15 protein-coding genes and 1 tRNA gene are annotated in these 15,835 nt (G+C 38.2%); 6 read left to right on the top strand and 10 right to left on the bottom strand.

All coding sequences use genetic code 11. From position 1 onward, the window contains the following. The first annotated feature begins 6 nt into the window (after positions 1-6). From clpP to DR017_RS13865, 6 genes are read left to right on the top strand one after another with little or no spacing between them, the layout of a single operon-like run. Complete coding sequence (gene clpP / locus DR017_RS13890; protein WP_002678897.1) at positions 7-666, top strand: ATP-dependent Clp endopeptidase proteolytic subunit ClpP; 660 nt, start codon at positions 7-9, stop codon at positions 664-666. After that, positions 666-1,898, top strand: coding sequence for an ATP-dependent Clp protease ATP-binding subunit ClpX (clpX, locus tag DR017_RS13885; RefSeq protein WP_002678811.1), 1,233 nt, complete (start codon positions 666-668; stop codon positions 1,896-1,898). The genes clpP and clpX overlap by 1 nt, the downstream gene beginning before the upstream one ends. Positions 1,899-1,922: 24 nt before the next feature. Next, positions 1,923-2,525 carry a thioredoxin family protein gene (locus DR017_RS13880; RefSeq protein ID WP_002678643.1) on the top strand — a complete coding sequence of 201 codons (603 nt, stop codon included), beginning with the start codon at positions 1,923-1,925 and terminating at the stop codon, positions 2,523-2,525. 13 nt (positions 2,526-2,538) lie between these two features. Then, positions 2,539-3,177: a hypothetical protein gene (locus DR017_RS13875; RefSeq protein ID WP_002678912.1), complete on the top strand. Its 639-nt coding sequence runs from the start codon at positions 2,539-2,541 to the stop codon at positions 3,175-3,177. A gap of 4 nt (positions 3,178-3,181) precedes the next feature. Next, positions 3,182-3,856 (top strand): tRNA (guanosine(37)-N1)-methyltransferase TrmD, encoded by a 675-nt coding sequence (gene trmD / locus DR017_RS13870; protein WP_002678674.1) that lies wholly within the window; start codon positions 3,182-3,184, stop codon positions 3,854-3,856. A 12-nt stretch (positions 3,857-3,868) separates the two neighbouring features. Next, entirely contained in the window at positions 3,869-5,503 is a 1,635-nt protein-coding gene (locus DR017_RS13865) for an AMP-binding protein (RefSeq protein ID WP_002678858.1), read from the top strand. On the opposite strand, the gene DR017_RS13860 is transcribed toward DR017_RS13865, so the two are convergent. From DR017_RS13860 to DR017_RS13815, 10 genes are all read right to left on the bottom strand, one after another. Beyond that, the gene (locus DR017_RS13860; RefSeq protein WP_002678724.1) at positions 5,498-5,986 is read right to left on the bottom strand and encodes a hypothetical protein; all 489 of its coding nucleotides are present in this window, start codon (positions 5,984-5,986) and stop codon (positions 5,498-5,500) included. The genes DR017_RS13865 and DR017_RS13860 overlap by 6 nt on opposite strands. Continuing rightward, positions 5,970-7,052 carry a methylmalonyl-CoA mutase family protein gene (locus tag DR017_RS13855; RefSeq protein ID WP_002678743.1) on the bottom strand — a complete coding sequence of 361 codons (1,083 nt, stop codon included), beginning with the start codon at positions 7,050-7,052 and terminating at the stop codon, positions 5,970-5,972. The genes DR017_RS13860 and DR017_RS13855 overlap by 17 nt, the downstream gene beginning before the upstream one ends. A gap of 39 nt (positions 7,053-7,091) precedes the next feature. Next, entirely contained in the window at positions 7,092-8,366 is a 1,275-nt protein-coding gene (locus DR017_RS13850) for an NAD(P)/FAD-dependent oxidoreductase (protein ID WP_002678906.1), read from the bottom strand. Between the two features lie 94 nt (positions 8,367-8,460). Further along, positions 8,461-10,863: an efflux RND transporter permease subunit gene (locus DR017_RS13845; RefSeq protein ID WP_002678764.1), complete on the bottom strand. Its 2,403-nt coding sequence runs from the start codon at positions 10,861-10,863 to the stop codon at positions 8,461-8,463. 63 nt (positions 10,864-10,926) lie between these two features. Continuing rightward, entirely contained in the window at positions 10,927-11,895 is a 969-nt protein-coding gene (locus DR017_RS13840; RefSeq protein ID WP_002678654.1) for a polyprenyl synthetase family protein, read from the bottom strand. Then, on the bottom strand, positions 11,892-12,413 hold the full coding sequence (locus tag DR017_RS13835) for an NUDIX hydrolase (protein ID WP_002678754.1): 522 nt from the start codon (positions 12,411-12,413) through the stop codon (positions 11,892-11,894). The genes DR017_RS13840 and DR017_RS13835 overlap by 4 nt, the downstream gene beginning before the upstream one ends. Before the next feature lie 167 nt (positions 12,414-12,580). Continuing rightward, positions 12,581-13,180: a 50S ribosomal protein L25/general stress protein Ctc gene (locus DR017_RS13830; RefSeq protein ID WP_002678801.1), complete on the bottom strand. Its 600-nt coding sequence runs from the start codon at positions 13,178-13,180 to the stop codon at positions 12,581-12,583. 50 nt (positions 13,181-13,230) lie between these two features. Beyond that, complete coding sequence (locus DR017_RS13825) at positions 13,231-14,175, bottom strand: ribose-phosphate pyrophosphokinase (protein WP_002678647.1); 945 nt, start codon at positions 14,173-14,175, stop codon at positions 13,231-13,233. 106 nt (positions 14,176-14,281) lie between these two features. Further along, positions 14,282-15,463 (bottom strand): proline dehydrogenase family protein, encoded by a 1,182-nt coding sequence (locus DR017_RS13820; protein ID WP_002678819.1) that lies wholly within the window; start codon positions 15,461-15,463, stop codon positions 14,282-14,284. A 278-nt stretch (positions 15,464-15,741) separates the two neighbouring features. Then, positions 15,742-15,827, bottom strand: a tRNA-Leu gene (locus DR017_RS13815). Between the last annotated feature and the right edge of the window lie 8 nt (positions 15,828-15,835).

Below are 15,835 nucleotides of genomic sequence, written 5' to 3'. Positions count from 1 at the left end.
AAACAAATGAATTTATCAGACGAATTTAAAAAATACGCAATTAAACAGCACGGAGTAAATAGCCTTTACTACGATAAAATTGTAGGTAGTATGACTCCCTATATTATGGAAGAACGCCAGCTAAACGTAGCTCAAATGGATGTTTTCTCCCGCTTGATGATGGACAGAATCATCTTCCTTGGCACTGATGTAAACGATCAAGTAGCGAATATCGTTACCGCTCAATTGCTTTTCTTGGAAAGCGTGGATAGTGCCAAAGATATCCAAATCTATATCAATTCTCCTGGTGGTAGCGTATATGCAGGATTGGGTATGTACGACACTATGCAGTTTATCAAACCCGATGTAGCTACTATCTGTACAGGTATCGCTGCCTCAATGGCTGCCGTATTACTATGTGCAGGCGCTGAAGGCAAACGCTCAGCATTGCCACACTCTCGTGTGATGATACACCAACCTTCAGGAGGAGCACAAGGGGTAGCCAGCGATATGGAAATCAATCTCAAAGAAATGTTGAAACTTAAAAATGAACTTTATGAAATCATAGCCAAACACTCTAAACAACCTTTTGCTAAGGTGTATAAAGATTCTGAGCGTGACTATTGGATGATAGCTCACGAAGCTAAAGAGTATGGTATGATAGACGAAGTATTAGAAAGAAAATAATGGCTAAAAAACAAGTAGAATATTGTTCATTCTGCGGTCGTGCAGAACCCGAAACCGAGATGCTTATACGCGGTATGGCTGGTAATATATGCAACTATTGTGTAGAACAAGCCAATATCATTATAGAAGAAGCATTTGGAGCTAAAGCTCAAAAAGAAAAAGAGACCGTATCAGGTGATATGACTCTCAAAACACCTCAAGAAATTAAACAATTCCTCGACCAATATGTGATAGGTCAGGATTTTACTAAAAAAATACTCTCTGTAGCGGTATATAACCACTACAAACGTCTGCAACAACCCAATGCCGATGATGAGGTAGAAATCCAAAAGAGCAACGTGATAATGGTAGGTGAAACAGGTACTGGTAAAACCTTGGTAGCCCGTACTATTGCCAAAATGCTCAATGTGCCTATCGCTATTGTAGATGCTACAGTGCTTACTGAAGCTGGCTACGTGGGTGAAGATGTGGAAAGTATCCTCACACGCCTCTTACAAGCAGCCGACTATGATGTGGAAAAAGCTGAAAGAGGTATTGTGTTTATAGACGAAATCGACAAGATTGCCCGTAAGAGCGACAACCCTTCTATCACTCGTGATGTATCAGGTGAAGGAGTGCAACAAGCGCTGCTTAAACTTCTTGAAGGATCTGTGGTGAACGTACCTCCTAAAGGTGGACGCAAACACCCCGATCAAAAATATATAGAGGTAAATACCGAACATATTTTGTTCATAGCAGGAGGAGCTTTTGATGGTATTGAACGCGTGATTTCTAAACGCCTCAATATGCAATCTGTGGGTTACAATTCGTCCAAAAATACACAAGTAGATAGGAAAAATTTGGTACAGTATATCATACCAAAAGACTTAAAAGATTTTGGTTTAATCCCCGAAATTATAGGTCGTTTGCCAGTGCTTACTTATATGAACCCATTGGATAAGCACACGTTACGTATGATTCTCACCGAACCTAAGAATGCCATTATCAAGCAGTACAAAAAACTCTTTGAAATGGATGGTATCAATTTTGATATAACTGAAGAAGCTCTCGATTTTATTGTCGAAAAAGCCTTAGAGTATAAACTCGGTGCTCGTGGATTGCGTTCACTATGTGAGAATATCCTCACCGATGCAATGTTTGAGCTCCCTAACTCAGGTGTCAAAGAACTGAAAGTTACTAAAGAGTACGCTGAAGAAAAACTCAATAAATCAACTTTGCAAATTGCTTCCTAACTCTTAACTCTTACCTAAATAACAATGGAAAAAACACAAATCATCCGCAATAGTCTACTAAAAGCTGTTTCCTACGAGACCTATCGCAATCTAATAGATAAGTATGAAGCCGAAGGTAAGTCAAGTGGAGAAGAACAGACTGAAGAACGTGTGTATTACACAGCGCTCAACCAAAAACGCTATAAACGTTTGGATAAAACGATAGAAATACCCGAAGAAAAGGCGCAATTCTTTATAAACTACCCTAAAAGCGTTTGCTTGTTGGTGATTACCGAAAGTTGGTGTGGTGATGCAGCTCAAATTGTACCCGTAGTGCATAAAATAGCTGAACTCAACCCTAAAATCACTATGAAACTCGTTTTTAGAGATGAAAATGAAGAGTTGATGAATCTTTTCCTAACCAATGGTGGTAAGGCAATTCCAATAGTAGTGTTCTTAGACTTAGAGGATAAGGTGTTGGCACATTGGGGCTCTCGTCCGTCAGTGGCTACCAAAATGGTAGAAGAAGAAAAAGCTAAAAATGGCAAACTTTCTCCTGAGTTCAAAGAAGAACTACAAAGATGGTACAACCAAGATAAAGGTGCTACCATTGTAGATGATTTCAAGAAGATTTTAGAAACTATATAATAATAATTTTAATATGAAAAAACTTACTTTTGTTGCAATAGCTGCATTGTCTTTCTTTTCAGCTACAGCCCAAGAAGGAACTTCTACACGCACTACTACGCGTTCTACAACTCAAACGACTTCTATAGAAGTAGTACAAGAGGAAAAAATCCCTACTACACTATCTGAACAGTTTCAGTATATGGTCGATAAGTCGAACTCTTACGAGAGATTTAAACTGATTGATAAAACTAAATTGGCTGTTTTTCAACGCAGTATGAATGATAGTATCAACAGTGTGAAGTCTCGACTTGAAGCAGAAAAGCAAACAGTAAAAACACACGAAAATACTATCAAAACCCTCAACGATAATATCACAGAGCTACAAACAACACTTGATGAAACTAAAAACCAAAAAGATAGTATGAACTTCTTTGGTGCTTTGCTTTCCAAAGGTCTGTATAATACTATTATGTGGGGAATAGTGTTAGTTTTGGCGGTGTTACTCATTTTCTATATCTATAGATATGCTAACGGAAATGTAGTTACTAAAAAATCTATCAGTGACTTAGCTGAATTACAAGAAGAATACGAAAACTATCGCAAAGCAGCTATTGAGCGTGAACAAAAAGTGCGTCGCCAGTTGCAAGACGAAATAAATAAACACCGTTAAACCGATGCGTATTGATATCATATCAGTAGTCCCCGAAATAATGGAGAGCCCCTTTGCCTACTCTATTATGAAGCGTGCTATTGATAAACAATTAGTGGAAGTGCATTTCCACAATCTTCACGACTATGCTAATAATGCTTATCGTCAAGTAGATGATTATCAGTTTGGTGGAGGAGCAGGAATGGTGTTGATGATAGAACCTATTGATAAGTGTATTTCAGCCTTAAAAGCTGAAAGAGATTATGACGAGGTAATATTCCTCACCCCCGATGGCGATACACTCCAACAAAAGATGGCTAATCAGCTTTCGTTAGCTGAAAATATTATTATTTTATGTGGGCACTTCAAAGGGGTAGACCAGCGTGTGCGCGACCATTTTATCACTAAAGAAATCTCCATAGGCGACTATGTGCTTTCAGGGGGAGAATTAGGGGCAGCTGTGCTCTGCGATGCAATTATTCGTCTCATCCCTGGTGTTCTCTCCGATGAAACTTCAGCCCTTACTGATTCGTTTCAAGACAATTTGTTAGCACCTCCAGTCTATACGCGTCCAGCTAACTACAAAGGTTGGGAAGTACCCGAAATCCTCACCAGCGGTAATACACCTAAAATAGAACAATGGCGTGAAGATATGGCTTATAAACACACTAAAGCCAAACGCCCTGATTTGTTGGAGTAAAAAATAATCCTTATGAATAAAAACTTAGCTTACACTTATGGAGCTTCTGATGTCTCTCTTTTAGGAGAAACAATCGACCAGAACCTCCGCCGAACAGTAGAAAAATTTCCTCATAAAGAGGCGCTTATCTCCGTACATCAAAACTATAGAGTTACTTACACTGAATTTTATGAGCAAGTAACAGCAGTAGCCAAAGGGCTCATTGCTTTAGGTGCAAAGCCAAGTGATAGAGTAGGTATTTGGTCTCCTAACTGCTATGAGTGGACACTCTTGCAATATGCTACTGCCAAAATAGGCGTGATAATGGTGAATATCAATCCTGCTTATCGTACCAGTGAACTGATTTATGTAATCAACCAATCAGGAATATCATTTATTTTTGCAGCTCCTGAGTTTAAGAGTAGTAACTATAAAAAAATGATTGATGATGCGCGTGAATTTACTGAAACCCTTAGAAAAGAAGTCTATTGGGGAGATAGCTGGGAGCGTTTCTTAGAGAATGGTAAAAAAGTTACAGACGAGAAATTACTTTCTTTTGAAGAAAAAGTACAGTTCGACGATCCTGTAAATATACAGTATACTTCAGGTACTACAGGCAACCCCAAAGGAGTTACTCTTTCCCATCACAATATCCTCAATAATGCCTATTTTATTGGTATCCGTATGAATTATACCGAGAAGGATAGGGTGTGTATTCCAGTGCCTTTTTACCATTGTTTTGGGATGGTAATCGGAAATCTCGCTTGCACAGTTCACGGGGCTACAATGGTAATCCCTAACGATAGTTTTGATGCTACCAAAACTCTTGAAGCGGTAGAAAAGGAAAAGTGTACATCGCTTTATGGAGTGCCAACAATGTTCATTTCAGAACTCTATATATTAGACAAACATCCTTACGATTTGTCGAGTTTGCGCACAGGTGTAATGGCAGGAGCTTTGTGTCCTCCAGAGATTATGAAACGCGTGAAAGAGCAAATGAATATGCACGAAATCACGATATGTTATGGTATGACCGAAACCTCTCCTGTATCTACACAAACCAAAATAGGAGCACCTTTCGAGAAACAAATTCACTCAGTGGGTACTATCCACGACCATTTGGAGATTAAAATTATCAATCCTGAGACTAAAGCAATTGTAAAACGTGGAGAAAGTGGAGAACTCTGTACACGTGGCTATTCAGTGATGTTGAAGTATTGGAATAGTCCGCAGGCTACACAACAGGTAATAGATGAACAACGCTGGATGCACTCAGGTGATTTGGCGATGATGGATGAAGATGGTTATATCCACATTTCAGGTCGTATCAAAGATTTGATTATTCGCGGAGGTGAGAACATTTCTCCTAAAGAAATAGAGGACTTCCTCTACACGTATGAAGGGGTGATGGATGCTCAAGTTATTGGAGTACCAAGCAAGAAATACGGTGAAGAAGTAATGGCTTGGATCAAAACTAAAGAAGGAGTAACCCTCACTGAACAAGAACTCCACGATTTCTGTAAAGGTCGTATTGCCCACTATAAAGTACCTCGTTATTGGAAGTTTGTCGAGGAATTTCCAATGACTATCTCGGGTAAAATACGCAAGGTGGAAATGCGTGAAATATCCGCAAGAGAACTTGGTTTAGATACCGAAGAAGAATTATAGATAAAAAGGATCAATAGTTTTTGTAACTAAACTATTTGCTATCAAGAGTTGGTTTTCTGGTAAAGCCAACTCTTTATTTTTGGTAATCAAATCATCGGCTTGGGCAATGAGGGCGTAGAGATAATCAGTGATAGAATGTACCCAGCAGCTGATAGGTATTTTGGCAATAGCACGCAATTGGCGGAGGAGTACAATCATTTCAAAGCTATTCGCAGGACTATCTACTAAAATGCGCAGTTTGTCGTTAAAAGGTAACTCTCTGATAAAATCTTGTTGAGTACTGTTTTCTAAAAGAAGGGAAGCAGGAATATAAGTGTATGTTTCTTCACAAGTAAGTACTTGAGGTAGTTCTTCAAAAGTACTAACAACCATTAGTTCATCGGTGATAATGCGCAAAGGGGGCACTTCTTTTAAATACCCCATTGCGTGAAATCCGCGTTCATAAGGTGGCACGCCAGCTATGGCATTATGCGTTTCTGTCATAGTCTTCTTGTTTTAAGCGTTTTTCAAAAGGTTCCCACAAGCGTTTGAGCTCTAATACTTCAGATGATTTTTTTTTGCTAAAAGGATAGAAATCCCAATCTTTACGGCTGTATAAATCTATGGGAGGTAAAGAAGCGCACTGCTCATTAAAAAGTGCTTGCTCTCGTTGTGATTTCTGTTTTATGTCCTTTATCAAGCTAAAGTTTTTTGTGATAGCAGAAAGTCCGCCCTTTTTTGTAATCTGGTCTAGCATCACAAGGGCTTTTTTGTACATTTCATAACTGAGACTTTCTATAGCATACATCCCATTAAGCAGAGTAGCGTTGCGTGTAGCTGTGATGTTTTGAATGGTTGCTACATTCGCTTTTTCAGTATTTAGATTGTTATTTTTAAAGAAAAGAGGATTTTTAGGCAGTAGATAATCAGCACCTCCTAACACGGCAGCTTCATAAGCTAATTGTACATAGTTTTCGTTGTACGATGATTTCAGTAGCGATAAACCTCTACTTGATACTTCAGCGATAAGGCAAAGGGGTAGGGTAGGGGCTTGCTCACTTAGTAACCGGCGAAAAGCACGCAATTTAGCTATTTCTAATAAAAAAGTGCCTCCTACTGCTACTTTTACATTGAGTACATCAGCAGTGTGAGGATTTTCTTTGATTTGGGCTACCCCAAAGGCAATTTGTTGCACCATCGAGGCGCCTGCTTTTTGGTAAATTGTAGTGTTAATAGCAAATGAGTTAGTAAATAAATACTGCAAGTTTGCAGGTAGCCATTCTTCTACTTCTTTTTGAGTAAATTTAGGATGTATATCCAACAAAAAGAAAGATACCGATTGGTCTTGCCAAAAAGCGATACGCTTGAGTGTTGCTTCTTTATCAGATATGAAAAGAGGGACAGCTACTTGCGTTTTAGTGTTGATAGCATAAGGACTTTTTATATTTTCAGCAGTGTAAAAAGGCAAAATAGGAATATCTTCTGCTGAAGTGAATATAAGCGACTCGTAGTCTCTTCCCTCCAGCAGATATTGCAATTGTTGTTTCCATTGTTTTGCAACGATATCCATTCCTATTTATCTATTACCTAACACCTATTGTCTGTCGCTCTATCCTTTTGCTTTTTCGTTGGGGCGCAACACCATACGATATGATTGGTCTTTACTGATATAATAACCTACCCAGTTGTACAAAGCTCTCATTTTGTTACGGAAGTTTACCAGTGACATAATGTGTATAAATGCCCATATAGCCCACGCGATAAAGCCTTTGAGGAAGATATTCTTAGGCAAATCGGCAACGGCTTGGTTGCGACCAATGATTGCCATTGAACCTTTATCTACATAACTGAAAGGGGTAGGGTTTACAAAATCTTTATTGAAGTTCTTTCCTAAGTTGTTTGCTTGTTGTATGGCTACTTGCGCAAGCTGTGGGTGACCTTCAGGGAAGTTGGGGTCGGCAGTCATAATGCTTGAGTCGCCTACTGCATAGATGTTATCAAAGCCCTCCATTTTGTTATAAGCATCAGTTTTCATACGTCGTCCGCGACCTAAGTATTGTTTATCGTCAATTCCTTTAAAGGCTTTAGCCGAAATTCCTGCTGCCCATATCAGGTTGCGCGCATCGAGTATAGTGCCGTCCGAAAGGTGTACTTCGTCATTTACAAAATCGGTTACGAGTACTCCTAATTTGAGTTTTACCCCTTTTTTAAGCAAAGATTTTTCGGTATATTCTTGCGCTTTTTTACTCATTGGGGCAAGTACAGTATCTTGTCCGTCGATGAGGTAGATGTCGCCTAAATCATCATAAGTGAGTTCAGGGTAATCTTTGCGCATAATGTTCTGTTTCATTTCAGCAAAAATACCTGAAAGTTCTACTCCAGTAGGTCCTGCTCCTGCAATGGCAAAAGAGAGCAATTTGCGGCGTAATTCTTTATCTTGAGTACGGGTAGCACGCTCTAAGCGGGTGTATACTAAGTTGCGGAGCATCAAAGCATCACCTACGGTTTTCATAGGCATAGCTTTTTCTTCTACATTCTTGTTGCCAAAGAAGTTAGATTCTGCTCCCGTAGCCATTACTAATATGTCGTACTGCAATTCGCCATTGCTCAAAATAATTTTGTTTTCTGAAGGAACGACTTCTTGCAAAGTAGCCATCCTAAAACGTGCGTTTTTATACTTTCGGAATAAGCGACGGAAAGGGTAAGAAATGGATGAAGGCTCCATAAATCCTGCTGCCAATTGGTATAATAAGGGTGGAAAGAAGTTGTAGTTATTCATATCCACCAAGGTAATTTTATATTTTCCAGAGCGGTTTAGTTCTTTTACTAACTCTAAGCCAGCAAAACCACCGCCTACAATCACAATATGTTTTTTGTTTTCCATAATGATTATTGCTAATTAGTCAATTTGCCAATTTGGTAAAGACTAATTGTTGTTTCTTTTTATTATTTTGATTATTAAATATTAAACTGATTTTTTACTTTTCGCTGTTTTCTTCTTCTTCTTCTTCTTTTGGGAAAATCTCAATTTTGGGCTCTTTGATAGTTTCTTTGTTAGACAAGCTGCGTTCTAACGACAAAAGTAAACTTGGTAAGAGCAATAAGTTGGTCATCATTGCAAAGAGCAAAGTAGCCGATATGAGTCCGCCGAGGGCTTTGGTACCCCCAAAGCTGGAGAGCAAAAATACTGAGAAACCGCAGAGTAGTACAATAGAAGTGTAGAACATACTTACCCCTGTTTCGCGCAAAGCAGCATATACTGATTTGCTAATCTTCCAATTGCGCGCTACCAATTCCAAGCGGTATTTAGCCAAGAAGTGAATGGTATCATCTACCGAAATACCAAAGGCAATACTGAACACAAGGATAGTAGAAGGCTTGAGCGGAATACCAAAATAGCCCATCAGTCCTGCGGTGATGAGTAGCGGTAATAGGTTAGGAATGAGCGAAACTACTATCATTTTGAATGAACGGAACATATACGCCATAATGAGTGCAATGAGCAAAATGGCTAAGGCTAATGACCAAATCAGGTTGGTAGCCAAATAGCTTGTTCCTTTGGTAAATAAATAGGCTTTTCCTGTTATTTTTACATCAAAACGATCACTAGGGAAGAGCTTTTGGGCTTTGGTGTAGATGTTTTCCTCTATTTGTTGCATCTTTTCAGTACCAATATCCTTCATAAAGGTAGTGATACGTGCTGTTTGCCCTAAAGAATCTATATAAGCAGAAAGCATATTGGCATTGCCTTTAGAGTTCTTTACATACGAAAGAATGAAATTTTGCTCTTGAGTAGTAGGTAAACTGTAATATTTAGGGTTGCCGTTGTAATAGGCTTGTTTGGCGTATTTTACTAAGTTTACTAAGGATAGAGGTTTTGATATTTCAGGGATTTCCTCAATATGAGTGCAGAGTTCATCAATGCGTTTGAGGTTAGCTAATTTAGTAACGCCATTTTTTTGTTTAGTATTAATGGTGATTTCCAAAGGCATAATCCCTCCATAATTTTTCTCAAAGAAGCCAATATCATCAAAGAAAGCAGCTGATTTAGGCATATCTTCAATGAGACTCCCTGAAATTTTAATTTTGTAAATGCCTATGATACTGAGAATAAGCAACGCAATAGCGCTTGTAAATACCGCAATGCGATGGTGTTTAACTGTATTTTCAATGAATTTGATGAGTCCGCCAATCCAGTTGCGGTGCAAATGCCTAAGGTGTTTTTCCTTAGGAATACTCATATAGCTATAAATAATGGGGATAACTAATAGTGAGATGAAGAAAATAGATACTACATTGATAGAAGCAATCACCCCAAACTGCTTGAGCAAAGTACTTTCAGTAAAAATGAAGGTAGCAAAACCGATAGCAGTAGTGAGATTGGTGAGCAGGGTTACATTCCCCACATTACGGATAACCCTAATAAGCGACTTGGCTTGGTTGCCGTGTTTACTAATTTCTTGCTGATATTTATTGATGAGAAACACACAGTTAGGGATGCCAATTACAATCACTAACGGTGGAATCAATCCTGTGAGAATAGTAATTTCGTAACCGAAAAGCCCCAAAAATCCAAATACCCACATTACCGCAATAGATACAACGCTCATAGAGATAAACATTGCTCTGAACGAACGGAAGAAGAAAAAGAAAATGGCTGAGGTAGAAAGTAAGGCAGCCAAGATAAATAGCCCTATCTCATCCATTATATTTTGAGCGCTAAGGGTACGAATATAAGGCATACCCGAAGTGTGCACTTTGAGTCCAGTTTGCTGTTCAAATTTTTTGACAATAGGAATGAAATCGTTGAGGATAAAATCCTTGCGAGCTTGTGTATTGACAATTTTCTTGTTCATATACACGGCTGTTTGCAAGGTGTTATTTTTCTTGTTGTAGATAAGACCTTCGTAGAAAGGCAATTTTTCGGAGAGTATTTGCTGGAGACTATCAGCTTGCGCTTGAGTTTTTACTTCTCCTTCAATGAATTTATGAGTAACAAAGCGTTGCTGAGCTGTATCCTTTACCAAAATAGGCAGATTATTAATACAGATAACAGCATCTATTTGCTTAAATTGCTTTAATTCATTACTAAGAGCAATCCATTTGTTGAGCACCTCAGGCGTATAGATTTTTTTATCGTCTAACGCCATTAATATCAAGTTACCTTCTTCGCCAAACTTTTTGAGGAAGTGTTTGTACTCCATATTCACGAGGTGATCATCAGGGAGCATATTCGCCTCGGTGAAGGTAAAGCGAACGTTTTTCCACTGAGAAACTAACCCCCCAGTGATAGCAATTATGAGTAGTAGAAAAGCAATTCGGTTGCGCAATATTAAGCCAGCTATGGTACTCCAAAAACTGGCTTTTATCCATTTAAACATTTGGGTCTCTTCTTTAAATTAGCGCGCAAAAATAAGAATAATTTGCCAATTAGCAAATTTAAGTTACACCTTTCTATCCATTAGCTTTAGAGCAAATTCTTTTAGATAATGACGTTTTTCATCACTGATGGTAAGCTCGGAAAGTGTACTGAGAGCTCTACGGGTAGTATGCTCTATTTCTTGGCGTACAGCTGTAGTTGCACCAGTGGCTTCGAATAATGCTTTTACTGTGTTGATTTTCTGCTGACTATCTTCGGTAGTAGCGTAGTGTTGTAACAGTGTTTTTCGCTGTTGTTCATCGGCTAATTTTAAGGCAGTTAGATAAAGGATTGTCTTCTTATTTTCGATGATATCACCACCTATACGTTTGCCAAAAGACTCATCGCCAAAAGCGTCTAAATAGTCATCTTGCAGTTGGAATGCTAAACCTAATTCTTCGCCAAAAGTATAGATTGGCATTTGATTTTCAGGAGAAGCATTAGCTATGATAACCCCCATTTGTAAAGCAGCCCCTATTAGTACAGCTGTTTTGTAACGTATCATCTGTAAATAATCGGGGATACTTACTTCGGTTTGAGTTTCAAAATCCATATCCCATTGTTGTCCTTCACATACTTTTAAAGCAGTACGTGAAAGTATTTTAGTAAGAAGAGAAAAAACATCAGAAGGATAGTCGTCTAATAATTGATAGGCTTTAACCAGCATTGCATCGCCAGAGAGGATAGCAATATTAGTGTTCCATTTTTTGTGTACAGTAGTCTCTCCACGTCGTAAAGAAGCCTTGTCCATAATATCATCGTGAACGAGGGAAAAATTATGGAACATTTCTATAGCCATAGCTGCATTAAGAGCTTTGTGGTAATCAGCATCAAAAAGATCGGTTGCTATGAGAGTGAGAATGGGGCGCAATCGTTTGCCTCCCAATTGCAAAATGTAACGCATAGGTTCATACAAATTGCGGGGTTCTTTTACAAAAAGTTTAGAGTTGAGATGGTCTAAGAAGGCTTCTCTGTATTGTTCTACTGTTTTCATAGGGCAGATTTTTTTAATTGTTGGATTACTGTTCTCACCGACACAAAACCTATTTTTTCTTCAGGTATTTCTTGAAGTTTGAACCATTCTAAGGCTTTGATTTCGTCGGGGGCAACAATGTGTACTTGTTCTTCAGCTAATTTGCACTCAAAGAAAATATCCATAGTGCGGTAAGGTACGTTTTTGTACAGATAGTTGTTAGGAAAAGTAGTGATAAATCGCAATTGTTCAGGCTTTATAATCATTCCCATTTCTTCTTTTACTTCACGGCAAGCAGCTTCTTGAGCAGTTTCCTCGGGGTCGATAAATCCTCCTGGGAGGTCTAGTTTGCCTTTATCGGGATCCATATTGCGCACTGTAAAGAGTATTTTATCTTGATGGCGAAATACTACAGCTACAGCAGCAGCAATATTATGAAAATAGGTAAAACCACAATCGTGGCAGAGAAAGCGTACGTTGTTAGGAAACTCTATATGAGTAGAAGTACAATTAGGACAATGTTTAAAAATACTTTCCATAAAAAATAGTAATGTATAAAATCAGGCGACAAATATAGTGAAAAAAGTATTATACTCACTATAAAATTTCTTTTTTAGTTGAATTAATATGAAAGAGACTGTCTAAAAAAGTTAAAACTAAACTTTTTAGACAGCCTCTTTCTGTAAGAAAATCTATTTACTAAATATTATTTCTTTTTAGCAGCTTTTTCAGCTTTGGCAGCGTCTTGAGCAGCTTTCATTGCAGCACGAGATACTCTTATTTGGCAAACTACAGTGTTATCTGGGTGCATAATTTTGTAGTTTTCTTGAGCCAATTTAGTAACATATAATTTGTTACCCATTTCCAAACCTGAAATGTTTACAGGAACGAAGTCAGGCAAGTTATCAGGAAGTGCTTTTACTTTGAGTTTGCGGTTAACAATACGCAAAGTACCACCAGCCATAATACCAGGAGAAGTTCCTTCGATTTGGATAGGTACTTCAATAGTAATTTCTTTGTTCTTGTTCAACTGATAGAAATCGATGTGGATGATTTTATCAGTTACAGGGTCAAACTGAATGTCTTGTAGAATGGCATCGTAAGTTTTACCATTTAATTCAATCGCAGCGGTGTATACATTAGGAGTGTACACGATGTTTTTGAATGCTAATTCAGGTGCTGAAAAATGCAGAACATTGTCTCCTCCGTATAGTACGCAAGGAACCTGTCCAGCATTACGTAAGGCTTTGCTAGCTGCTTTGCCCACGCTTTCTCTTTGAGATCCTTTGATTGTAATTGATTTCATTTATTTATATATAGTTATTAAGTTACTTATTTTTAGCTAATCCCTAATTTTTACATTATAAATTTAGAACTGATAGGTTCATTGTGGTGTACTTTGTGCATTACGTCGGCGAATAGTTCAGCACAGCTCAATACTTTTATTTTGCTTGAAGGTTGTTTTAGAGGTATTGAATCAGTTACGATTAATTCTTCTAAAGCTGAATTTTCTATGCGTTCGTGAGCATTACCACTAAGGATAGGGTGAGTAGCAACAGCTCTTACACTTACAGCACCTCTATCTTTCATTAGTTGGGCAGCTTTTACTAAAGTGCCAGCAGTATCAACCATATCATCGACTAATACTACATTTTTACCTTCTACATCTCCAATAAGTTCCATTGTTTCAATCACATTGGCTTGTTTGCGCTGTTTGTAGCAAATTACTACATCACATTTTAAAAACTTAGAATACGCATAGGCTCTTTTAGAACCACCCATATCAGGTGAAGCGATACACAAGTTATTTAAATTCAAACTTTGCAAATAAGGTAAGAAAATACTTGAAGCAAAAAGGTGATCTACGGGGCGTTCAAAGAAACCTTGAATTTGGTCGGCGTGCAAATCCATTGTCATAATACGAGTAGCACCTGCCGCTTGTAAGAGGTTAGCTACCAATTTTGCTCCTATGGGCACTCTAGGTTTATCTTTTCTATCTTGGCGAGCCCAACCGAAGTATGGCATTACCGCAGTGATATGGCGTGCTGAAGCGCGTTTGGCAGCGTCTATCATTAGCAAAAGCTCCATTAAATTATCCGAATTAGGGAAAGTAGAGCATATTAAGAAAACGCGTGCCCCTCTAATTGATTCCTCAAAAGAGGGCTGAAACTCGCCATCACTATAATAAGATAGTTTAACTTCACCGAGCTGAGTGCCGTATTTTTCTGCAATTTTCTCAGCAAGTTCTATGCTTTTAGAACAAGCGAAGATTTTTGAATTAGGGATGGTTTCACTAAACATTTTTATCAGTAAGCATTAAGGTATAAAAACTTCTAATTTTTCAGGGCGCAAAATTACAAATATTAATGATAATAGCAACTATAACCTTAAAAAAATATTCTGTTTATTACTTTTTTTCTTGACTACGACGTTTTTTTTCTGCTCTTAGAAGAGAAAGCTCGCGTCCTGTTTGTCCGGCTACTGAGGTATTTTCTTCAGCTCGACGTATTAAGTAAGGCATCACCTCACGTACAGGTCCGAAAGGTAAGTATTTAGCTACATTATAACCTTCCTTAGAAGCATTGAAACTAATATGATCACTCATTCCGTATAGTTGAGCTATCCATATACGTTTGTCGTTAGGTTGTAATCCTTTTTCTTTCATTAAGTCCATTACAAGAGCAGCACTTTCTTCGTTGTGAGTACCTGCAAAAAGCGCAATTCGGTCGATATGTTCAATGATATATCGTACAACAGCGTTGTAATTATCATCAGTAGCTTGCTTATTAGGACAAATAGGGGTAGGGTAACCTTGTTCGGCTGCACGTTCATTTTCTTTTTCCATATACGCACCCCGTACGATTTTTACACCTATATAGAATCCTTTGTTTACGGCACGTTCATAGAGACCTTTTAAATAAGGTAAACGGTCGTGACGATACATTTGCAAAGTGTTGTATACGATGGGTTCTTCTTTGTTGTACTTTTCCATCATTTCTTCTACAAGGTTATCGGCAGCGGTTTGCATCCAGCTTTCTTCAGCATCTACTAAAATAGGTATTTTGTACTCGTAGGCACGTTTACAAGCAGCATCAAAACGTGCTTTAATACGTTCCCATTCTTTTGCTTCTTCATCAGTGAGGGGTTTATTTTCAGTGAGTTTTTGAAAGATAGCAAAACGTCCAAATCCTGTAGGTTTAAATACTACAATAGGGATGCCTTCGTCGCGGTGGAGATTGCCAAAATCAATGGTTTCCATCGTCTTTTCAAAAGTAGCTTCGATAGAGCTCTCTTCGTCTTTTCCTTCTACAGAGTAATCGAGCACAGAGCCAACGCCTTTTTGGTGCATTTTTTTGATTACAGGTAGACAGTCTTGTTCGGAGATGCCACCACAGAATTGTTTGAAAACTGTGCGCTTGATTAGCCCTTCTACGGGTAGGCGCAGTTTTAGAGAGAAGTTAGTGAGGGCAGTGCCCACACGAGTAAGGGTGTTACTACCTATGAGTTTAAAGAGGCGGTAAGCCCAGTTGAGTTCAGATTGGCTTTTGAGGGCAAAAGCCGTTTGAGTGTCGGAGAAACGTGTACTCATAACAATTTTTCAATTAACAGTTGATGAGGCAAAAGTAATATTTTGCTTTTGATTATGCAAATTTTATTTTCGTTTTCATAAAGAAAGAAAGAGAGGGAAGTTTTTTTTAATTGTTTTTATAGGTTGGATTTTATCAAAGATTTAAATTTAAATAAAATTTATTGTGTTGATAATCAGTATTTTTTTATTGTAATAGCTGCTTATTTTTTAATAAGGGCTTATAGTTTGTATGAAGAGCAAAAAAAATCACTACTTAAAAAAGTAGTGATTTAAAATTGTACTCGGAGCGGGACTTGAACCCGCACAGGCATTACTGCCCACTGGATTTTAAGTCCAGCGTGTCTACCGATTCCACCATCCGAGCTTTTTTAT

Source organism: Capnocytophaga sputigena, from assembly GCF_900446695.1.
In the GTDB taxonomy this organism is placed as follows: domain Bacteria; phylum Bacteroidota; class Bacteroidia; order Flavobacteriales; family Flavobacteriaceae; genus Capnocytophaga; species Capnocytophaga sputigena.
Note: the sequence above shows the minus strand (reverse complement) of the source record. Positions and strands in the feature narration are given on the sequence as shown.